This is a genomic window from Microbacterium oryzae (assembly GCF_009735645.1).
Taxonomy (GTDB): Bacteria; Actinomycetota; Actinomycetes; order Actinomycetales; family Microbacteriaceae; genus Microbacterium; species Microbacterium oryzae.
Window position 1 is genome coordinate 2020314 of record NZ_CP032550.1, and the last position, 20225, is coordinate 2040538.

General features: G+C 70.7%; 17 protein-coding genes. 5 read left to right on the forward strand and 12 right to left on the reverse strand.

The genetic code is table 11. The features are described from left to right. Nucleotides 1–13: 13 nt before the first annotated feature. Together D7D94_RS09445 and recQ are read right to left on the reverse strand one after the other, a co-directional pair. On the reverse strand, nt 14–2080 hold the full coding sequence (locus D7D94_RS09445; RefSeq protein ID WP_156242363.1) for an acyl-CoA dehydrogenase family protein: 2067 nt from the start codon (nt 2078–2080) through the stop codon (nt 14–16). 143 nt (nt 2081–2223) lie between these two features. After that, nucleotides 2224–4215: a DNA helicase RecQ gene (recQ, locus tag D7D94_RS09450; protein WP_156242364.1), complete on the reverse strand. Its 1992-nt coding sequence runs from the start codon at nt 4213–4215 to the stop codon at nt 2224–2226. A gap of 83 nt (nt 4216–4298) precedes the next feature. Between recQ and D7D94_RS09455 the strand changes: the two genes are divergently transcribed. Both D7D94_RS09455 and D7D94_RS09460 read left to right on the forward strand, forming a co-directional pair. Then, nucleotides 4299–4637 carry a GNAT family N-acetyltransferase gene (locus D7D94_RS09455; protein ID WP_156242365.1) on the forward strand — a complete coding sequence of 113 codons (339 nt, stop codon included), beginning with the start codon at nt 4299–4301 and terminating at the stop codon, nt 4635–4637. After that, nucleotides 4634–5620 (forward strand): pirin family protein, encoded by a 987-nt coding sequence (locus D7D94_RS09460; protein WP_246171754.1) that lies wholly within the window; start codon nt 4634–4636, stop codon nt 5618–5620. The genes D7D94_RS09455 and D7D94_RS09460 overlap by 4 nt, the downstream gene beginning before the upstream one ends. A gap of 29 nt (nt 5621–5649) precedes the next feature. On the opposite strand, the gene D7D94_RS09465 is transcribed toward D7D94_RS09460, so the two are convergent. After that, nucleotides 5650–6573 (reverse strand): M15 family metallopeptidase, encoded by a 924-nt coding sequence (locus D7D94_RS09465; RefSeq protein WP_156242366.1) that lies wholly within the window; start codon nt 6571–6573, stop codon nt 5650–5652. 99 nt (nt 6574–6672) lie between these two features. Here D7D94_RS09465 and D7D94_RS09470 point away from each other — a divergent pair, with 99 nt between their 5' ends. Next, nucleotides 6673–7725: an Rv2578c family radical SAM protein gene (locus tag D7D94_RS09470; RefSeq protein WP_156242367.1), complete on the forward strand. Its 1053-nt coding sequence runs from the start codon at nt 6673–6675 to the stop codon at nt 7723–7725. Nucleotides 7726–7734: 9 nt separating this feature from the next. On the opposite strand, the gene D7D94_RS09475 is transcribed toward D7D94_RS09470, so the two are convergent. After that, on the reverse strand, nt 7735–8649 hold the full coding sequence (locus D7D94_RS09475; RefSeq protein ID WP_156242368.1) for an aldose 1-epimerase family protein: 915 nt from the start codon (nt 8647–8649) through the stop codon (nt 7735–7737). Nucleotides 8650–8768: 119 nt separating this feature from the next. Between D7D94_RS09475 and D7D94_RS09480 the strand changes: the two genes are divergently transcribed. Then, entirely contained in the window at nt 8769–10979 is a 2211-nt protein-coding gene (locus D7D94_RS09480; RefSeq protein ID WP_156242369.1) for an MMPL family transporter, read from the forward strand. Between the two features lie 6 nt (nt 10980–10985). On the opposite strand, the gene D7D94_RS14280 is transcribed toward D7D94_RS09480, so the two are convergent. From D7D94_RS14280 to D7D94_RS09505, 6 genes are all read right to left on the reverse strand, one after another. Further along, nucleotides 10986–11159 carry a hypothetical protein gene (locus D7D94_RS14280; RefSeq protein ID WP_173024280.1) on the reverse strand — a complete coding sequence of 58 codons (174 nt, stop codon included), beginning with the start codon at nt 11157–11159 and terminating at the stop codon, nt 10986–10988. An 82-nt stretch (nt 11160–11241) separates the two neighbouring features. Further along, nucleotides 11242–13323, reverse strand: a complete 2082-nt coding sequence (locus tag D7D94_RS09485) for a DEAD/DEAH box helicase (protein WP_156242370.1) — start codon at nt 13321–13323, stop codon at nt 11242–11244. Nucleotides 13324–13680: 357 nt separating this feature from the next. Beyond that, nucleotides 13681–16845 carry an efflux RND transporter permease subunit gene (locus D7D94_RS09490; protein ID WP_156242371.1) on the reverse strand — a complete coding sequence of 1055 codons (3165 nt, stop codon included), beginning with the start codon at nt 16843–16845 and terminating at the stop codon, nt 13681–13683. 117 nt (nt 16846–16962) lie between these two features. Next, nucleotides 16963–17325, reverse strand: a complete 363-nt coding sequence (locus D7D94_RS09495; RefSeq protein ID WP_156242372.1) for a fluoride efflux transporter FluC — start codon at nt 17323–17325, stop codon at nt 16963–16965. Beyond that, complete coding sequence (locus D7D94_RS09500) at nt 17322–17717, reverse strand: fluoride efflux transporter FluC (RefSeq protein ID WP_156242373.1); 396 nt, start codon at nt 17715–17717, stop codon at nt 17322–17324. Before D7D94_RS09500 ends, D7D94_RS09495 begins: the two co-directional genes overlap by 4 nt. Nucleotides 17718–17794: 77 nt before the next feature. Then, on the reverse strand, nt 17795–17983 hold the full coding sequence (locus D7D94_RS09505; protein ID WP_156242374.1) for a DUF3073 domain-containing protein: 189 nt from the start codon (nt 17981–17983) through the stop codon (nt 17795–17797). A gap of 155 nt (nt 17984–18138) precedes the next feature. On the opposite strand from D7D94_RS09505, the gene D7D94_RS09510 reads away from it, so the two are divergent. Further along, nucleotides 18139–18690, forward strand: coding sequence for a universal stress protein (locus tag D7D94_RS09510; protein ID WP_156242375.1), 552 nt, complete (start codon nt 18139–18141; stop codon nt 18688–18690). 16 nt (nt 18691–18706) lie between these two features. Here the strand turns inward: D7D94_RS09510 and D7D94_RS09515 are convergent, their stop codons facing one another. Continuing rightward, nucleotides 18707–19315, reverse strand: a complete 609-nt coding sequence (locus D7D94_RS09515; protein ID WP_156242376.1) for a PadR family transcriptional regulator — start codon at nt 19313–19315, stop codon at nt 18707–18709. Beyond that, nucleotides 19315–20217: a DUF4097 family beta strand repeat-containing protein gene (locus D7D94_RS09520; RefSeq protein WP_156242377.1), complete on the reverse strand. Its 903-nt coding sequence runs from the start codon at nt 20215–20217 to the stop codon at nt 19315–19317. Before D7D94_RS09520 ends, D7D94_RS09515 begins: the two co-directional genes overlap by 1 nt. Nucleotides 20218–20225: the final 8 nt, after the last annotated feature.

Below are 20225 nucleotides of genomic sequence, written 5' to 3' on the forward strand. Positions count from 1 at the left end.
GCGCCGCGCGCGCTCAGCGCTTCTGCTTCTTCTCCTTCACAGGAGCGTCGCCGCTCGCGGCCAGCGCCGCATAGTAGGCGGCCGCCTCCTCCTGGCGCTCCCCCTCCCGACCCGAGGCGATGGGCGCGCGGACGTGCTCGGGGGCGAGGCCGAAAGCGTCGACGAGGTCCTGCGCGTGCGGGCGGAGGCGCGCGCAGAGGCGGTCGATGTAGCGGGAGACCGCCGCCGCGCGCTGCGTGGACAGGCGCCCGTGCAGCAGGTACCAGGCGAGGTGCTTCTCGATGAGGCTGAGGCCGAAGAGGTCGCGCAGCCAGGTGAGCACCTGCCGCGTGCCGTCGTCGTCGACCTGACCGAGGGCGTCCGTGAAGGCCTCCCACTGCAGGAGCTCGCCGTGGGCGCGCGCAGCCTCGAGCAGCTCGACCTGGTTCTCGTTGAAGAGGTCGCTCGCCTGCGCGGGCGTCAGCCGCGATGCCAGGCGCAGTCGACCCGCGACGTCTGCGACCATGCGCTGCACGCGGTCGGTGAGCAGCTGCTGCTGGTCGTCGGCGCGCAGACCCAGCTCGACGGAGCGGGCGGTGGATCCCAGGTCGGCCATGGCCTGGCCGAGACGACGGAGCCCCGCGCCGTGGAAGATCTTGCCCGCGGTCTCGCCGACGGCGTAGCGGGCGAGGGCGCGCGCGTCCTTGCCCTTGAACTGCGCGCCGTAGTCGGTGAGAAGGCGCTTGCCGACGAGCTGCAGCAGGACGTTGTTGTCGCCCTCGAACGTCGTGAAGACGTCGAGGTCCTGATGAAGCGTGACGAGGCGGTTCTCTGCCATGTAGCCCGCACCGCCGCACGCCTCGCGGCATTCCTGGAGGGTCGCGAGCGCGTGCCATGTCGACAGGGGCTTCAGCGCCGCCGCGAGCGTCTCGAGGTCCTGCCGGTTCTCGTCGGTGTCGGCCTCCCCGCTGAAGACGCCGTCGAACTTCACCAGCAGCTCGTCGTGCGCGAACGCCTGCGCGTACGTGGTGGCGAGGAGCGGCAGGAGGCGGCGACGGTGCTTGCCGTAGTCCAGCAGCACCGTCTCCCCCGCACCGCTGCCGCTGTCGAACTGGCGACGCTCGTTGCCGTAGGTCACCGCGATCTTCAGTCCGAGGGCGGAGGCGAGCGTGGCCGAGCCGTCGAGCGAGACCCTGCCCTGCACGAGCGCGCCGAGCATCGTGAAGAAGCGGCGACCCGGGCTCTCGATCGGGCTGGTGTAGGTGCCGTCCGGCGCGACGTCGCCGTACCGGTTCAGGAGGTTCTCCCGCGGGACGCGCACGTGATCGAAGTGCAGCCGACCGTTGTCGATGCCGTTGAGCCCGCCCTTGACACCGTCGTCCTCGCCGCCGACGCCGGGCAGGAAGACACCCTGCTCGTCGCGGATCGGCACGAAGAAGCAGTGCACGCCGTAGTCGACGCCGCGGGAGATGAGCTGCGCGAACACCGTCGCGGCCTTGCCGTGCACGGCGGCGTTGCCCAGATACTCCTTCCACGCCCCGCGGAACGGCGTGTGGATGACGAACTCCTCCGTCTCGGGGTCGTAGGTCGCCGTCGTGCCGATCGACTGGACGTCCGAGCCGTGCCCGGTCTCGGTCATCGCGAAGGCGCCCGGGATCTTCAGGCTCATGATGTCGCGCAGCCACCGGTCGTGGTGCGTCTTGGTGCCCAGCTGCAGGACGGCACTGCCGAAGAGGCCCCACTGCACGCCCGACTTGATCTGCAGGCTGGGGTCGGCCAGGACCAGCTCCTCGAAGCCGGCGAGGTTGCCGCCGTTGGTGTTGCGCCCGCCGTACTCGAGCGGGTAGGCGCGCGCTCCGGCCCCGAGATCGGCGAGACGCTGCGTCTGATCGAGCACCCGCTCTCGGTGCGCGTGGTGGCTGAGGCCGTCGATCCGCCAGAACGCGGAGTCCTTGATCATCTCGCGGGCTTCGAGCCGGATGTCCGCCCACGTGCCGAGCAGCATCCGGTTGACGCGGGAGATGTCGATGCGGGCGTCGTCGGCCTCAGCGGCGACCGGGCGCGTGCTGGGCTGGACGGGACGAACGACTGTGTCGACCATGAGTCACACCTCTTCTACGGGGTGGGAAGGATGGCCTCCACGTTAGGCCTTCGACAACACCCTCGCAGATGATTTGTCCCGACCAGACAGGCCTGCATCGTCTCGGCCGCCGGGGGCGTTGTCCGTCGACGACATATCGCCCGTCAGCCGCCAGCGATGACGGCCAGCACGGCTTCGCCGTAGGCGTCGCGCTTCTTCGCGCCGATGCCGGGGATGCCGTCGAGGTCGGCCGGGTTCGCCGGCCGGTGCTCGGCGAGCGCGCGCAGCGTCGCGTCGCCGAACACAATGTACGCGGGAACGCCCTGCTCTCGAGCCTGCTCCGCACGCCAGGCGCGGAGCGCTTCGAAGAGACTGCGGTCCTCCGCGGCGAGCGCGTCGGCCGCGCTGGCCTTGCGCTGCGGAACGCGCGCCACGCGTCCGATCACGTCCTTGCGGAGCGGCACCGGAGTCTCCCCCCGCAGCACGCCGGTCGAGGCCGCGCTCAGCGCGAGTGTGCCGTACTCCCCCTCCGCGGCCAGCAGCCCCTGCGCGAGAAGCTGCCGGATGACGCTCCGCCAGTCCTGCTCGGACAGGTCCTGCCCGATCCCGAACGTCGACAGCTGGTCGTGCTGGAACTTCCGCATGCGTTCGCTCGACGCCCCACGCAGGATGTCGATGAGGTGCCCCGCGCCGAAGGACTGATTCCGTTCCCGCTTCAGCCGGACGACCGTCGAGAGCAGCTTCTGCGCGGCGATCTGGCCATCCCATACCTCCGGCGGCTCGAGGCAGGTGTCGCAATTGCCGCACGGCCCGGACTCCTGACCGAAGTACCCGAGGAGGTTCTGCCGACGGCACGACACGGTCTCGCACAGCGCGAGCATCGCGTCGAGGTGCTGCGACTGCCGCTGCTGGATGGCGCGGCCGCCGTCACCCTGCTGGATCATCCGCCGCTGCTGGACGACGTCGCCGAGACCGTAGGCCATCCACGCGACGGACGGCTCGCCATCCCGCCCCGCGCGCCCGGTCTCCTGGTAGTACCCCTCGACCGACTTCGGCAGGTCGACGTGTGCGACGAAGCGCACATCGGGCTTGTCGATGCCCATGCCGAACGCGATGGTCGCGACCACAACCACACCGTCGTCGCGCAGGAAGCGGGACTGGTGCGCAGCCCGCACGCGCGCGTCGAGACCGGCGTGATACGGGATGGCGTCGATTCCCTGCTGCGCGAGGAACGACGCGACCTGCTCGACGGACTTGCGGCTCAGCGCGTAGACGATGCCCGCCGAGCCCTCCGGCTGCGAGCGGATGAACTGCAGCAGCTGCTTGCGCGCATCCGTCTTCGGCTCGATCCGATACCGGATGTTCGGCCGGTCGAAGCTCGCGACGAAGTGCTTCGCGTCAGGGAGGCGCAGACGCTCGGTGATCTCGCGATGGGTCTCGCGCGTCGCCGTGGCCGTGAGCGCCACTCGCGGGACGCCGGGGAACCGGTCGGCGAGGGAGCCCAGGGCGAGGTAGTCCGGCCGGAAGTCGTGGCCCCACTGGCTGACGCAGTGCGCCTCGTCGATCGCGATGACGCTGAGGGCGCCGCGCTCGAGCATCCGCAGCGTCTGCTCGCCGTTCAACCGCTCGGGTGCGACGTAAAGCAGGTCGAGCTCACCGGCGACGTACGCGCGCTCGACCGCACCGCGCTCTTCGGGCGACTGCGTGGAGTTGAGGTACGCCGCACGCACACCGTTGGCGCGCAGGGCGTCGACCTGGTCGTGCATGAGCGCGATGAGGGGCGAGACGACGAGCCCCGTTCCCTCGCGCACGAGCGCGGGAATCTGATAGCAGACGCTCTTGCCGCCACCGGTCGGCATGAGCACGACCGCGTCGCCGCCCGCGATGACCTGCTCGACGATCGCCTCCTGGTCGCCCCGGAACGACTCGAAGCCGTAGACGGTGCGGAGCGCGTCGACCGCGGAGGGGAAGCGGGATGGCGTGGGCCGCGAAGGCACGGACCCGCCGCTCCACGGCGCGGCCGCCTCGACCGGCGCCCACCCTTCGGGCGGCCCCTCGTCATACGGCTCTTCGGGCGGAACCCAGCTGTCGTCGTCGGGGATGCGCGCGACCATCCACGGATCGCCCTGAGGGCCGCTCTGCAGATGCGCGGACATGTCCCAAGTCTACGGAGAGCGTCTGACACCGCCCTCGACGCGTCGGATGGGCTTAGCGTGGGAGCCGACGAGAGGAGCCGATCATGAGCGACCACACGGTCACCAGGAACGACAAGCTGAACCGATACGAGCTGCACGACACGGAGACCGACAAGGTCGCCGGCTACGCGGAGTTCGAACAGGGCGAGGGACGAGTGCGCTTCACGCACACCGTCGTCGACCCGGAGTTCCGAGGACGCGGTTACGGCAACACGCTGGTCTCCGACGCGTTGGCTGATGTCGCCCGACGCGGCGACGTCATCGTCCCGGAGTGCCCATTCGTCGCAGACCACCTCAAGGAGAACGAGGTCGCCGGCGCGAACGTCGAGTGGCCCGAGGGCACGCCGATCGACGCGGCCACCCCGGGAGAGCAGTCGTCGTGACCCGGTACGACGCCGGCGTCGAAACCGACGGCGGCGCGACCACCTGCGACGGCCCGCGCGCGCTCCTCCTCCCCGCCCGTGAGGTGCCGCTCGGCGGCATCCGAGCGATGGACGTCCGGCGCTCACTGCCTCAGCGAGAGCTCCCCACCGTGGGCGCGTGGTGCTTCCTGGACCGGTTCGGCCCGCAGGAGACCGTGATGCGCGTGGACCCGCACCCGCACATCGGGCTGCAGACGGTCACCTGGCCGCTCGTCGGCGAGATCCGTCATCGCGACAGCCTCGGCAATGATGTCGTCGTGCGGCGCGGATCACTCAACATCATGACCGCCGGCGTCGGCATCTCCCACTCGGAATACTCGTTGGGAGACGACGCGATCGCCCTCGATGCGCTGCAGCTGTGGGTCGCCCTGCCGGAGGAGCGCCGCCACGGCGCACCGGACTTCGAGCGACACGACGATCTTCCGCGGCTCTCGCTCCCGACGCTGGAGGGCGATCGCGCGGTGGCCACGGTCGTTGTCGGCGAGTTCGGCTCGGTCACCTCGCCGGCCACCATGCACACGCCGATCGTCGGCGCCGAGATCGCCCTTCCCGCCGGCTCCCGCGTGCGTGTGCCCCTTCGCTCGGACTGGGAGCACGCGATCGTGCGCGTGCAGGGCGACCTCCGCGTGGTCGCCGACGAGAACGACGACATCGCGGTGCAGGGCCAGGACCTGCTCTACCTGGGCGTGCAGCGCGATGAGATCGAGGTCGCGTCAGACCAGGGCGCGCTCGTCTTCCTTCTCGGCGGCGAGCCGTTCCCCGACGACATCGTCATGTGGTGGAACTTCGTCGCGCGCAGTCACGAGGAGATCGCCGAAGCCCGTGAGGCGTGGGAGCGTGGAGACCGGCGATACGGAGCGGTCACGGGGCACTCGCCGAACCAGAGGGTCCCCAGCCCGCCGCTGCCCAGCGTGCGCCTCACGACGAGGCGTCGCCGGCTCTGATCGCGACGGGGCGCCGGGTATGCGCAGCATCAGTCGGCGTAGTCGGCCGCGGCGGGGAGCCCGAAGAAATCCTCGAGGGTGTGGAACCCGCCGTCGTGGTAGCTCCGGGCCAGTTCGACGCCCACGAAGCGCAGATGCCACGGCTCGGGGTCGTATCCCGAAGTCGGCGTCTGCCCCTCCTCGTAGCGGACGATCCACCCGTGCCGCCAGGCGTTCTCGGCGAGCCAGTCGCCCTGCGGTGTGCCGGCGATCTCGTAGATCGTGCCGCACCTCCCGCTCGTGCAGGCGACGACGTCGGCCGCGAGGCCCAGCTGATGCTCGCTGAAGCCGGGCCGTGCGGAGATCGCCTCCGCACCTTCCTCACCCAGGGCGCCGAGCTGCCCCTCGAACGTGCTCACCTGCGTCCCGTATGAGCGATAGCCGCTCTGCAGCGCGATCTCCCCTGCGCCGGCCTCGACCGCGTCGGCGGCGAGCGCATCCAGCGCGGCGGCTGCCTCGGGGCGCAGACCCCCGCCGACGAGGCTGCGAGTGGCGGATGGCGTTCGCACGTCGGGCGCGTAGTCGATCGGCTCCAGCGGGCGCTGCTTGTTGACAACCGCCCAGGTCGTCGACGGATCGTCCAGCGCCACGCAGCCGGCGGCTGCCGCACGGCGGAACTCCGCTGCCCCCGTCTCCGTGGACAGGAGCTCGGAGATCGCCTCGGCGTCGTCGAGATCTCCGCTGCGCTCGCAGGGCTCCTCCACGACGACTTCGAAGCTCGGCACCGGCAGTGCTTCCACTGACCCCGGGCGCGGGTCCTCACGCTGGGTCGTCTTCACCGTGGCCGAGTCGACGGACGGATCCTCGTGCGACATCGCCCACGCGGCGCCGAGCGTGCACACCGCCACGACGCCCGCGGCGCTCGCGAGCGCGATCACCGCACGCGGAAGGTGTGCCCTCGAAGTCCGAGCCATGACCTCATTGTGACCCCTCCTTGTCCTGATCCGACACCGACCCGCACTTTTGTACGATTGGATCTTGACTTCTTCTTCGCACCTGTGTTCGATAGAAGAATGCGGTGGCAGGGGCAGCAGGTCGGAGCGGTGGACGAGGCAGCACTTCCCGGCCTCGACCAGGTGGGCGCCGGCGTGCGAACCGTGACCACCCCGGAGTTCGCCGGGATCACCTTCCACGAGGTGGTCGCCAAGTCGGCCTTGAACCACGTTCCGGGCCCGAGCTCCATGCCCTTCGACTGGACAGTGAACCCCTATCGAGGATGCAGTCACGCCTGCACTTACTGCTTCGCTCGCGGCACGCACGAGTACCTCGATCTCGACGCCGGGCGCGACTTCGACTCCCAGATCGTCGTCAAGGTGAACGTCGCAGATGTGCTGCGGCGCGAGCTCGGACGATCGAGCTGGCAGCGGGAGCAGGTCGCCCTCGGCACGAACACCGATCCCTATCAGCGCGCCGAGGGGCGATACCGCCTCATGCCGGCGATCATCGATGCACTCGCCGACTCGGGCACGCCGTTCTCGATCCTGACCAAGGGCACGCTCCTCCGGCGCGATCTTCCGCAGCTCGCGCGGCGACGAGCGGATGTCGACATCTCCCTGGCGATGTCGATCGCGGTCTACGACGACGCCCTGCAGCACGCGCTCGAACCGGGCACGCCCTCCGCGCAGGCCCGACTGGACACAGTGCGCGCGGCCACCGACCTGGGGTTCCGCGTGCAGGTCTTCCTCATGCCGATCGTGCCGCACCTGAGCGACTCGGTGGAGGCGCTGGACGCGGCACTCGGACGCATCAAGGCGGCGGGCGCGAGCCGGGTGATCTACGGCGCGATGCACCTGCGACCCGGCGTGAAGCCCTGGTTCTTCCAGTGGCTGCAGCGCGAGCATCCGGAGCTCGTCCCCGCGTACCGCGGGCTCTACCCGGGCGCGTCCGTCGAGGCGCCGAAGGGATACCGCACCTGGCTCGCACAGCGGGTCCGGCCGCTCGTCCGCGCGCACGGCCTGAACGGGTACGCCGAGGACGACCAGCCGACCCGCTCTCGCCCGCGCACGCCGCGCGCTGCGCCGCGGATCATCGAGACGGGGCCGACCGCCGCGCCCACGCTGTTCTGACCGCGTGACTCAGCCCGAGTAGGAGACACCCCAGCGCAGCACCCATTCCTCGTCGGGCGCCAGCCAGCGCAGCCCCCGACCGGAGTTGAAGGCATCGGCGGGAGCCGTCATGGGCTCGACGGCCACCGCGAGGTCGCGGCCCGGATACTGCGTCGTCGTGAAGACGACGCCGAACTCGAAGCTCTCGTCCTGCCAGACGGTGAGCGTCCTCCCGTCGGGGGCGGCGAGAACCGTCCGCGCCATCCCGTCCACGCCCCGAGTGAGCCCGCCATACGCCCGGTCGAGGGAGACGTCGCCCAGGCGCACCCCGGGGCGCAGATCGGTCACCGCGTCCACCTCGTGCTCCGCGACGGGGAGCATGCGCTCGTCGGTCTCGAACCAGCTGGTGCCGGGCGCGGTGATCGTGAGGTCGGCGACATCGACATCGCCGATGCAGAAGAACGGATGGGCGCCCACGGCGACGGGGGCATCCTCCGCGCCGGCGTTGACGATCCGGTGGGTGACCTCGATGCCGTCTTCGACGAGCGCATACGTCACGCTCGTCGCGAGCGTGAACGGGTAGCCCGTCTGCGGGTGGATCACCCCGGAGAGCGTCGCCTCCGCGCACGCCGCTTCGATGCCGTATGACGCGTAGCGGAGCAGACCGTGGCTCGCGTTGCCGTACTTCGGCTCGGAGATCGCCAGCTGCTCGGTGCGTCCGCGCTGGGTCCACCGGCCGTCGCGGATGCGATTGGGCCAGGGGACGAGGACGATCCCGGACGCGGATGGCGTGCGGGCGCCTTCCGGGTAGCGGGCGACGAGGTCGACTCCACCTACCGTGAGCGCGCGCAGCGATGCGCCCACCTGCGCGATCTGGGCACTCACCTCGCCGCGGCCGCCCTCCGCCCGAAGAAGAACCTGCTCACCCGTGGGATCGATCCGCATCATCGTCCTCTCTGCCGCTCCGGCCATCCGCTCTCCGGGCTTCAGTATCGCTCGCCCCGCACAGGGAAGCCTTTCTATTTGCTAGCTTAGCTAGAGACATCGATCGATGAGGAGCACGCATGGCCGAACGCCGCACGACCGACGACCTTCCGGAGGCGCCCCGTGTGCAGACGGTGCGATCGGAGGGTCGAGCCGCTCCCCGCGCGCCGCGCTGGCTGCGCATTCTGCTTCCCGCGCTCCTCATCCTCGTATGGCTGACGGCGGCCTCGATCGGCGGGCCCTACTTCGGGAAGGTCGACGAGGTCTCATCGAACGATCAGACGACCTACCTGCCGGAGAGCGCCGACGCGACGGCGGTGCAGAAGCGCCTGGCGGACTTCACAGACGGCGATGCGATCCCCGCGGTGGTGGTGTTCTCGTCCGACGAGACCCTGTCGGACGATGACCGCGCCGCCGTCGACGAGCGTCTGGCGGCCGCCGCGGACGTGCCGGGCATCGACGAGGTCTCCCCGGCCATCCCGTCGGAAGACGACCTGGCCATCCAGGCGTTCGTCCCGATCTCCTCCGATGCGGAGCTGGCCGACGCCGTCTCCGAACTCGGCGACACCCTCCGCGACGGGCTGCCCTCCGGACTCGACGTGCACATCACGGGGCCGGCCGGATTCTCGAACGACCTGGTCGGCGCATTCGCGGGCATCGACGGGGTCCTCCTGCTCGTCGCCCTGCTCGCCGTCCTCGTCATCCTCGTGATCGTCTACCGCTCGCTGCTGCTGCCGGTGGCGGTGCTCTCCACGAGCCTGTTCGCGCTGTGCGTCGCGCTGCTCACCGTCTGGTGGCTGGCGAAGGCGGGCATCCTGCTGCTCAGCGGGCAGACGCAGGGCATCCTCTTCATCCTCGTGATCGGCGCGGCCACGGACTACTCGCTGCTGTACGTCTCCCGATACCGCGACGAGCTGATCCACCAGGAGAGCAGGTGGAACGCGGCGCTCACCGCCCTGCGCGGATCGTTCGAGCCGATCCTCGCGTCCGGCGGCACCGTGATCGCCGGCCTCCTCTGCCTGCTCCTGAGCGACCTGAAGTCGAACAGCACGCTGGGTCCGGTCGCCGCGATCGGCATCGTCTTCGCGATGCTGTCAGCCCTGACCCTGCTCCCCGCGCTCCTCTACGCCTTCGGCCGAGCGGCGTTCTGGCCGCGGCGCCCCGCCTTCGATCCCACGGCGGAGGCCGCTGGCGTGCCCTCTCGCGGTCTCTGGGCGCGCGTGGCGGGGCTCGTGCGCCGCCGCCCGCGCCTCATCTGGATCGTCACCACCCTGGTCCTCGCCGTCGGCTCGCTCGGCTTCACGCAGTTCCAGGCGTCGGGCGTCTCGCAGTCCGATCTCGTGCTCGGCGACTCCGAGGCGCGCGACGGGCAGGCCGTGCTCGGCGAGCACTTCGCCGGCGGTTCGGGCAGCCCCGTGTACGTCATCGTGCCCGAGGCCGATCTGCAGGAGGCGGCCGACATGCTTCTCGCGAACGACGGCGTCGACGCCGTCGCGGTCTCCGCCGACACCGACAGCGGCAGCGCCCCGGTGACGGCGGACGGGATCGCCGCCTTCGGCCCTCCCGGCACGCCGGCTCCCGAGCCGACGGTGGCGGATGGCGATGTGCTGGTGCAGGGGACGCTCGCGGATGCGGCGGACTCGGCAGCCGGCGAGGACACCGTCCGCGACCTCCGCGAGGAGCTGGCAAAGGCCATCCCCGACGCCCTCGTCGGCGGCGTGACGGCGACCGACGTGGACACGAACGACGCGTCGATCCACGACCGGAACCTCATCATCCCGGTGATCCTCGCGGTGATCCTCGTGATCCTCATGCTGCTGCTGCGGTCGGTCCTCGCGCCGGTGCTGCTCATCATCACGACGGTGCTGTCGTTCGGCACGGCGATGGGCGTCTCGGCTCTCGTGTTCAACGAGGTGCTCGGCTTCCCGGGGGCGGATCCCGCGGTGCCGCTGTACGGGTTCGTGTTCCTCGTCGCGCTCGGAATCGACTACAACATCTTCCTCATGACGCGCGTGCGAGAGGAGTCGCTCGCGCACGGGACGCGAGATGGCATCCTCCGCGGTCTCGCCATCACGGGCGGCGTCATCACCTCGGCGGGGCTCGTGCTCGCGGCGACCTTCACGGCCCTGTCGGTGATCCCGGTGCTGTTCCTCGTGCAACTCGCGTTCATCGTCGCCTTCGGCGTGCTGCTCGACACGTTCATCGTGCGGTCGCTGCTGGTCCCCGCCCTGTCGTACGACATCGGGCGTGCGATCTGGTGGCCGTCGCGTCTCGCACGCGGGGAGCACTGACCGGCGCTACCTCTCCGGCGGCGCCCACACCACGATGAGGAGCGTCGCGATCGGCCCCAGGAGGAGCGACAGGAGGAACCAGTTCAGCCGGGATCGGCTCTTCTGCTCGGCGAGTCCTGCATTGACGAGTGCGAGGACGAACCAGCCGCCCCCGCCGCTGAGCCAGATGTCCGAGTCCATCCCGGCAGGCTAGCCGAGACGAGAACGGCCCCGTGCCATCCGCGAAGGATGGCCCGGGGCCGCTCTGCAGAGAGCGCTCTGCTTACGCGGTGAGCTCGGCCGCGGTCGGCGCGGCGCCGGCGAGCTCGGCGATCAGGTCGTCGCCGGGGCGCACCTGGTCGAACGGCGCGTCGATCTCGGCGCGCTCGAGGAGCTCGGCCATGCGGCGCTGACGCATGCGCGTGATGAGCGTGACGACGCGGCCCGAGCGACCGGCGCGGCCGGTGCGGCCGGAGCGGTGCAGGTACGTCTTGTACTCGGTGGGCGCGTCGGCCTGCACGACGAGGTCGACGTCGTCGACGTGGATGCCGCGCGCGGCGACGTCCGTGGCGACCAGCACCTGCGCGCGACCCTTCGCGAACTTCTCGATGTTGCGCGTGCGCTTGGCCTGGTTCAGGTCGCCGTGGAGGGCGACGGCGGTGAAGCCGGCGTCTTCGAACTGCTCGGCCAGCTGCTCGGCGTAGGCGCGGGTGCGGGAGAAGACGAGCGTCTTGCCCTCGCGGTCGACGAGGGTGTCGAGCACCTCGCCCTTGCTGCGCTGGTCGATGACGAGCACGCGGTGGTCGATCGTGCCGGAGTCCTGCGTCTCGTTCGCGACCTCGTAGACGGCCGGCTCGACGAGGAACTCGTCGACGAGCGCGGCGACCTCGCGGTCGAGCGTGGCGGAGAAGAGGAGCTTCTGGCCGCCCTTCGAGGTGTGACGCAGGATGCGCTGCACGGGCTCGAGGAACCCGAGCTCGCACATGTGGTCGGCCTCGTCGAGGACCGACACGATGATCTGCGACAGGTCGAGCTTGCCCTGGTCGACGAGGTCCTCGATGCGGCCGGGCGTGCCGATGATGATGTCGACGCCCTTCTTCAGCGCACCGACCTGGCGCCCCTGGGGGACGCCGCCGTAGATCTGCGTGGTGAACAGGCCGACGCTGCGCGCGATGGGCTGCACGGTGCGGTCGATCTGCAGAGCGAGCTCGCGCGTCGGCGCCATGATGAGCGCGACGGGGGCGCGACCGAACTCGCGCTTCTGGCCCGCCTTCGACCGGAGCACGCGCTCGACGAGCGGGGCGCCGAAGGCGATGGTCTTGCCCGAGCCGGTGCGGCCGCGAGCGAGGACGTCGCGACCCGCGATGATCGGGGCGATGGTGGCGGCCTGGATCGGGAAGGGCTTCGCGGCACCGAGCTCGTCGAGCACGCGGACGATGTTCTCGCCCAGGCCCAGGTCGGCGAACGTCACCTCGGAGTCGACCGCCTGCACGGCCTGCGCCTCGAGGCGCTCGTGCACGGTGTCGATCTGCTGCTCCTCCGCGACCGAGCGTGCGGGACGCTCGTCGCGCTGGAAGCGGGCCGGCCGCTCGTCGCGCTCGAAGCGCGGACGCTGGGCGCTGCGTGCGTCGCGAGCGGGGCGGTCGCCGTACGAGGGGCGGCCGTTGTCGCGACCGCCGCGGTCGCCGTACGAAGGACGTCCGTTGTCGCGAGCGGGACGGTCGCCGTACGACGGACGACGGTCATCACGCGCTGGGCGGTCGTTGTACGACGGACGGCCGTTGTCGCGAACGGGGCGGTCGCCGTACGACGGACGACGGTCATCACGCGCGGGACGGTCGTTGTACGACGGACGGCCGTTGTCGCGAACGGGACGGTCGCCGTACGACGGACGACGGTCGTCACGAGCGGGACGGTCGCCGTACGAAGGACGGCCGTTGTCGCGAACGGGGCGGTCGCCGTACGAAGGACGACGGTCGTCACGCGCCGGACGGTCACCGTACGAAGGACGACGGTCATCACGCGCCGGACGGTCACCGTACGAAGGACGACGGTCATCACGCGCCGGACGGTCACCGTACGAAGGACGACGGTCATCACGAGCCGGACGGTCACCGTACGAAGGACGACGGTCATCACGCGGTGCGAAGCCGCCCTCGCGACGCGGGGCGTAGCCACCCTCGCGGCGGGGACCGGAGCCGCGCTCGAAGCGATCTCCATCGCGCGTGGGGCGGGCGTCGTCACGACGCGGGCCGCGGGGGCCGCCCTCGTTGCCGCGGAAGGGGCCGCCGGGCTTCTTCTTCGCGTAGCGGGGGTCGAAGTTCTGGGCGGGGCGTCCGCCGGCCGGCTTCTTGCTCTTGGGCATGGTGTTCCTTCGGGTTCTCTCACGAGAACAGCGCTCGAGCGCGCACGCGCGAGCAGACCCGGACTGTCGGGAGCCGGGGGCCATTCATGTGATGGTTCATGCGCGTCGATCGACGCTCACCATCGGCCCCTGGACTCACACCTGCCAAAACGTCCGCGCTCTGCGCGGTGTCCGAAGCCGACCGATCAACGGTACGGGAGGCGTCTGGGAAAGCCCCGGGCGGGGCCATCCGCGTCATCCCGCCGCTCGCCATCGACCCCCGCGTGTTCGAGATTTCGGAGCCGCGGTGCGGGAGTCGCCCGCAGTTACGCACACGCGCACACCCGCCCCGGCCATCCGAAATCCGGTACCGGCCATCTACCGCCGGCGACGGCGTCGCAGCGGTGCGGCCGCCGGACCATCCGACTCGTCACTCGCGCCACGGCCGGCTCGCTTGGCAGCGCGACGCTCGCGGGCGCCCTCGACGAGGTTGTAGAGCGTGGGCAGCACGATCAGGGTCAACAGCGTCGATGACACGAGACCGCCGATCACGACGATCGCGAGCGGCTGCGAGATGAAGCCGCCGTGACCGGTGATGCCCAGCCCCATGGGGGTGAGCGCGAAGATCGTGGCCAGCGCCGTCATCAGGATCGGCCGCAGACGCATCGAGGCGCCCGCGAGCGTGGCGTCGTGCGCGGAGAGGCCGCGCTCGCGGTACTGGTTCACGAGGTCGACGAGCACGATCGCGTTCGTCACCACGATGCCGATGAGCATGAGCACGCCGATCAGCGATGCGACGCCGAGCGGCACCCCGGTCACGATCTGCAGCAGGATGGCCCCGGTCGCCGCGAACGGCACGGACACCAGCAGCAGCAGCGGCTGGCGCAGCGACTTGAAGGTCGCGACCATCACGACGTACACGATGAGGATGGCCGCGAGCATCGCGAGGCCCAGCTGGCTGAACGAGTCCGCCTGCTGCTCCGCGACGCCGCCCACCGACGCCGTGGCGCCATCCGGCAGCTCGACCGCGTCGATCGCCGCGTTCACCGACGCGGTCGCGACGGCGAGGTTGTCGACCGTCGGCGGCACCGTGATCATCGCGGTGCGGCGTCCGCCCACCGTGGTGATCGACGCCGGGCCCTCGCTCTCCTCGATGGTCGCGAGGTCGCTCAGCGGCACGGTGCCGCCGGCGGTGGGGATGGCCAGATCGCGCAACTCGTCGACGGTCGCGGGCGGGTCGGCCACGGCGATGTACACCGTGAGGGCGGCGTCATCGAACTCGACGGTGCCCGCCTGCTGCGGCTGCATCGTGCCCGAGACGATCGAGCCGACCGCGGCCTCCGAGAGCCCCGCCTCGGCCGCCGCGCCGCGGTCGACCTCCACGGCGATGTAGGGCAGTGACGCGGCGAGGTCGTCGGTCAGGTCGCCGACGCCCTCGCGCCCGTCGAGTTCGGCGACCAGGACCTCGGTGGCCTCGGTGAGCGCGTCGGACGTCGGCGCATCGACGGTGACCTCGATGTCGGAGGATCCGAAGCCGGCCGATGCCGCCACGGTGAGCTCGCCCGCATCGTCGAGCTCGCCGAGCGCGTCCTGCACCTCGGTCCGCAGCGCCTCCTGGTCGACCCCGTCCTCCGTGGTGATGGAGTAGGTGACGCCCGCGCCGCCCGAGAACGCATCGCCGAGGGCGGAGCCACTGGAGCCGATGGACGCCTGCACGGTCTCGATGCCGTCGATGTCGACGAGCACGTCCTCGACCTTCCGAGCGGCCTCGTCCTTGGCCTCGAGGCTGGCGGTGTTGCCGAGGTCCTGCGACACCGACATCGTGTTCTGCCCGGTGTCGCCGAGGAAGTTGATCTTCATGAGCGGCGCGAGAGCGATCGTGCCGACGAGGACGACGACCGCGAGGACGAGCGTCACGACGGAGTGCCGCAGCGTCCATCCGAGGATCGGGAGGTACGCCTTCTGCAGTCGCGTAGGCGGCGCGTCGGGGTGCTCGGGGTCGATGGGCTCGCCGTTCGCGTCGAGCAGGGGCTTGCCCGGGCGCATGAACCAGTAGGCGAGCACCGGCACGATCGTCAGCGCGACGAGCAGCGAGGCGGCCATCGCGATCGTGACGGTCAGCGCGAACGGTCGGAACAGCTCGCCGACCATGTCGCCGACGAAGACGATCGGCAGGAACACGGCGACGGTCGTGATGGTCGAGGCGGTGACGGCGCCTGCCACCTCGCGCACGGCCAGACGGATGGCGTCGCCCTTGTCCGCGCCGCCGACGTAGTGCCGCTTGATGTTCTCGATCACGACGATCGAGTCGTCCACGACGCGGCCGATCGAGATCGTCAGCGCGCCCAGGGTCAGCAGGTTGAGCGAGTAGCCGGACGCCTGCATTCCGATGAACGTGATGAGCACGCTCGTGGGGATGGAGATGGCGGTGACGATGGTGGAGCGGATCGACAGCAGGAACACGAGGATGACGAGCACGGCGAACACGAGGCCGAGCAGTCCCTCGGTCGCGAGTGTGTCGATGGACTCGACGATGAACGGCGCCTGGTCGAAGACGATCGTGAACTCCGCGTCCGGCAGCGTCTCGCGCAGGTCGTCGATGACGCTCTGCACGCCGTCCGACACCTCGACGGTGTTGGCCGCCGGCAGCTTCGTGATCGAGAGGGAGACGGCGTCCTCGCCGTTGACGCGGGAGATCGACTCGGTCGGGTCATCCGTCTGCTCGACGTCGGCGACGTCGGCGATCGTGAGCACGGGGCCCGGGATGGGCTGACCGGTCAGAGGATCCAGGGTCGGGGCCGCGTCCGTCGCCAGCGGCAGCGCGCGCAGTGCGCCGATGTCGGCGATCTTCTCGCCCGTCTGCACGGTGAGGGTGCGATCGTCCTCCGTGATGTCACCACCCGGGAAGAGGTTGCCGTTCTGCTCGAGGGCGTCCGAGATGGCCTGCTGCGTGAGCCCGTTCTCGGCGAGCGCCTCGGCGTCCGGGGTGACGGTGATCCGCTGGCCGGTCCCGCCGACGATCTCCGCAGACCCCACCCCGTCGACGTCCTCGATCGCGGGCACCGCGATGTCCTCGAGCTGCGAGCGGCCGGTCTCACCCTCGCCGAGGCCAGACACGGCGACCTGGATCACCGGCAGATCGTCGATGCTCACCGACAGCACCTGCGGCTCGACCGACTCGGGCAGCTGCGACGCGATGCGGTTGATCGCCTGCTGCATCTTCTGCTCGGCAGTGGCGAGGTTAGATCCGTACTCGAACGTCGCCTGCACGATCGAGGCGTTCGTCGTCGAGGTCGCCGTCGTGGACTCGAGCCCCTCGACCCCCTGCACCGCCGTCTCGATCGGCGTCGACACGTCGGCCTCCACCACGGTGGGCGACGCCCCGGGGTACGTCGTCATCACGACGAGGGCGGGCAGCTCGATCGACGGGATGAGCTCCTGCTTCAGGCTCGTCAGCGAGAGGCCGCCGAAGACGGCCGCGCAGATGGTGATGAGGGCGATGAGCGCCCGGTTCTTCAGACTGAGGACGGCGAGCTTCGACACGGGGCTCTCTCGTTCGGGATGGCCAGGCAGAGCGGTCGGACCGTTCGATACGGTCCTGTATCCGAGTCCCATTGTTTCACCGCCGCGAAGGGCCTGGCTCCCCCCACGGGAGGATCCTCAGGCGGCGAGACCGCCGAGACCGAGACCCGCCAGGGCGGCCAGCGCGCACAGCGCGAAGGTGCCGCCGACGTCGAGGAGCGCCTTCGCGACCTGGCCTTCGCGCCAGAAGGCGGCGGCGTCGAGGGAGACGGTGCTGAAGGTCGTGTAGCCGCCGAGGAGGCCCGTCCCGAGGACCGTCAGCCACGGCCATCCGATCGATGCCCCGGTCACAGCGCCCAGCGCGAACGACCCGCTGACGTTCACCGCGAGGATGGCCCAGGGGAAGCCCCGCGGGACGACCCGCGAGAGCAGCACGTCGGCGAGCCACCGGAGGCCGGCGCCGACGCCGCCGCCCACGGCGACGAGAGCGACGAGGGTCATCGGCGCGCCTCCCGCCTCGCGATGCGGACCCCGAGGGCCAGGCCGGCGGCCGCCGCGACGACCGCCACCCCCAGCAGCGCCAGCGCGCCTGCGACCGCCACCAGGGGCTGCGGCCCGCGAAGGGCCTCGGCGACCTGCACGGCGAAGGCGCTGTACGTGGTGAAGCCGCCCAGCACGCCCGTGCCGAGGAAGGCGCGCCAGCGCGCATGCCGCGCACCGCACACACCGGCGACCACGCCGAGCAGCAGCGACCCCGCGACGTTGATGAGAGCGATGACGGGCACCGTCGCCCCTTCGCCCGCGAGCACGGTCAGCAGGTAGCGGGCGGTCACGCCGACCGCACCGCCGGCGCAGACGAGCGGAAGGAGCCCCCACGGGATCGCCGGGCGCATGGTGTCAGCGTCCGCGCACAGAAAGTCGCCGCGGAGGGTGCTCCGCGGCGACTTCCGATATTCGTTGCCCGAGAGGGCTACGCCTTCTCGAGTTCGTCTTCGTCTTCGTCTTCGTCCTTGTAGTCGTCCGCCCAGCGGTCGACGTACGGGTCATCGTCCGGGTGCGCCAGTTCACGCTCCAGCGCCCGATAGTCGACGCTCGGGCTGAACGACTTGAGTTCACGGGCGAGCTTTGTGTGCTTCGCCTTCTGACGGCCACGCCCCATGCGCGAGACCCCCTTATGTTGATCCGCACCGGGCTTCTGCGACGGCCCGCGTGCGTAACTTCCGACAGCCGGCTGATGCCGGGAAAGAGTAGAGTCCAGGGTACCACGCGGCCCTCGCACGCCGGCCGGGCTGCGGTTCGAGAGAGGACGCGCCCATGAGCGACAACGAGGTCTTCCCCGCCGATGAGACCCGCGACACTGCGGCCGACGCTTCCCTGCGCGGGGCGGTGATCGTCGCCGCCGTCCCGGGGCAGGCTCCCCGCGTCATCAAGGAGGCCGCGCGGTACGCCGCGCTGCTCCGCGCGCCGCTCGTCGTGGTGCACGTCGACGTCACCCGCTTCGTCACCTACGAGGACCCGGACGGATTCGTGCAGACCGCCCCCGTCGACATCCACATCGATGCGGGCGCCGAGGAGCTCGAGGCCGTCACCCGCGCCGCCGAGGAGCACCTCACCGGCAAGGACGTGCAGTGGTCGGTGCGGCAGCTCGTCGGCGACCCGGCCCTCGCGCTCAAGCACTTCGCCGACAAGATCGACGCGCGCCTCATCGTCGTCGGCACGCGCAAGCGCGGCATCGGCGACTCGATCCGCGAGTTCTTCACGGGATCGGTCGCCGCGCGCCTGTCGCACCGTCAGCACCGCAGCATCCTCGTGGTGCCGGTCGGCGAGCCGATCTCCGACGACGAGGACTGGCCGATCGAGGGGTAGCCCGGCGTCCGCGGCCTCAGCGGCCGCCGAGCGCCCGCTCGACGGCCGCCGCCGCGTCCTCCAGAGCTCGCGCGAGATCGTCGACGACGGATGGCGCGAGCTCGCCGCCGCGGGCGACGTGCGTGCGCAGGTCGGCGCGCACGCGCCCGCGGAACTCGCCCACGACCACCTCGGCGCGCTGCAGCTGCTCGCGTGCGCGCACGCGGGGGTCGTCGGCGCGATGCGGGCGCGCGGTCTCGGTCGTCGCATTCGCGGCGGCCGCGAGATCCGCGCGGAGGCTCTTCATCGCCTCGCTCACACTGCTGCGGACCCCGTCGGCGATGATCCGCACCGAGTCGGCGAGCCCCGCCTGGATGCCGCCGAGTTCCTCCGCACGCGCGCGCACCTCGGCGCGCCCGGCGTCGGTGATCGCGTAGACGGTCTTGCGGCCATCCGCGGTCTTCGTCACGAGGCCCTCCTCCTCCAGCTTCGCGAGGCGCGGGTAGACCGTGCCCGCGCTCGGGGTGTAGGTGCCGCCGGTGCGCTCCGCGAACGCCTGCATGATGTCGTACCCGTGGCGCGGAGTCTCATCGAGCAGGCTCAGGAGATAGAGCCGCAGGTCGCCGTGCGAGAAGACGGGAGGCATCAGAGCCCCTCCCCCTCGGCCGTCGCCTGTCCCGGCCACTGCGTCTGACCATCCGCCGCATCGGCCTGCGTGTCGGCGCCGGGCGCGACGTCGCCGCTCTCGCGCCGCACGACGGTGATGTCACCGGCGACGGTGTTCACGCGCACGTCGACGAACCGGCTGGAGAGCTCGCCCACCGAGGCGGTGTAGGTCGCCGGGCCGGACGAGGTGTAGGCGACGCCGTCGACGCGGATGCGTCCGCTGGCCGATCGCGCGACGTAGTTCGCGGGGTAGCCCGCATCGAGGCGCAGCGTCACGGTGCCGCTCACGCCCTTCGCGGAGACGCGCTCGACAGGGCCGTGGGCATCGACGAAGGTCGAGCCCGACACGGAGTCCACGTCGACGCGCGTGAGCGCGCCGGACACCGCCACGTCTCCCGACACCGTGTTGGCCGAGAAGGCGCCGGTCATCTCGCGCGCCTGCACGTCGCCGGAGACGGCGTTGACGCCGAGGTCGCCGCGCAGGCCGTCGACGAGGACGTCGCCGGAGACGGTGTTGATGCGCGCGGGGCGCTCGAGCCCGGCGACCAGCGCTCCCGCGCTCACGACACCGAGGGTGAGCGCGACCGCGCGTGGCACCGCCACGCTGATCTCCGCACGCGGTCCGCCCGCGCCGAAATTGCGGAAGACCTCGAGGAAGTTGTCCCAGCGCAGCTGCGGGTGGTCGATCTCCAGCTCGTCGCCGTCGAGCTCGACGCGGAGGTCCTTGATGGTCACGCCGTGCACCTCGATGCGCGCGTGCGGCTCGTCGTGGCCGATGATGTCGACCTGCCCGCCGATCAGCCCCACCTTCAGGCGACGGACGCCGTCGACGTCGATCGTGCGGGTCTCACCGGGATGGATGACCCATTTCTCGTCTGCCATGATCTGCT

What these genes read in the sequence shown, in the direction of transcription:
- D7D94_RS09500 (WP_156242373.1), bottom strand. Translation starts at nt 17,717, where the DNA reads ATGCGCCCGGCGATCCCGTGGGGGCTCCTTCCGCTCGTCTGCGCCGGC.
- D7D94_RS09470 (WP_156242367.1), top strand. Translation starts at nt 6,673, where the DNA reads ATGCGGTGGCAGGGGCAGCAGGTCGGAGCGGTGGACGAGGCAGCACTT.
- D7D94_RS09480 (WP_156242369.1), top strand. Translation starts at nt 8,769, where the DNA reads ATGGCCGAACGCCGCACGACCGACGACCTTCCGGAGGCGCCCCGTGTG.
- D7D94_RS09445 (WP_156242363.1), bottom strand. Translation starts at nt 2,080, where the DNA reads ATGGTCGACACAGTCGTTCGTCCCGTCCAGCCCAGCACGCGCCCGGTC.
- D7D94_RS09495 (WP_156242372.1), bottom strand. Translation starts at nt 17,325, where the DNA reads ATGACCCTCGTCGCTCTCGTCGCCGTGGGCGGCGGCGTCGGCGCCGGC.
- D7D94_RS14280 (WP_173024280.1), bottom strand. Translation starts at nt 11,159, where the DNA reads ATGGACTCGGACATCTGGCTCAGCGGCGGGGGCGGCTGGTTCGTCCTC.
- D7D94_RS09465 (WP_156242366.1), bottom strand. Translation starts at nt 6,573, where the DNA reads ATGGCTCGGACTTCGAGGGCACACCTTCCGCGTGCGGTGATCGCGCTC.
- D7D94_RS09475 (WP_156242368.1), bottom strand. Translation starts at nt 8,649, where the DNA reads ATGCGGATCGATCCCACGGGTGAGCAGGTTCTTCTTCGGGCGGAGGGC.
- recQ (WP_156242364.1), bottom strand. Translation starts at nt 4,215, where the DNA reads ATGTCCGCGCATCTGCAGAGCGGCCCTCAGGGCGATCCGTGGATGGTC.
- D7D94_RS09515 (WP_156242376.1), bottom strand. Translation starts at nt 19,315, where the DNA reads ATGCCTCCCGTCTTCTCGCACGGCGACCTGCGGCTCTATCTCCTGAGC.
- D7D94_RS09455 (WP_156242365.1), top strand. Translation starts at nt 4,299, where the DNA reads ATGAGCGACCACACGGTCACCAGGAACGACAAGCTGAACCGATACGAG.
- D7D94_RS09505 (WP_156242374.1), bottom strand. Translation starts at nt 17,983, where the DNA reads ATGGGGCGTGGCCGTCAGAAGGCGAAGCACACAAAGCTCGCCCGTGAA.
- D7D94_RS09485 (WP_156242370.1), bottom strand. Translation starts at nt 13,323, where the DNA reads ATGCCCAAGAGCAAGAAGCCGGCCGGCGGACGCCCCGCCCAGAACTTC.
- D7D94_RS09510 (WP_156242375.1), top strand. Translation starts at nt 18,139, where the DNA reads ATGAGCGACAACGAGGTCTTCCCCGCCGATGAGACCCGCGACACTGCG.
- D7D94_RS09520 (WP_156242377.1), bottom strand. Translation starts at nt 20,217, where the DNA reads ATGGCAGACGAGAAATGGGTCATCCATCCCGGTGAGACCCGCACGATC.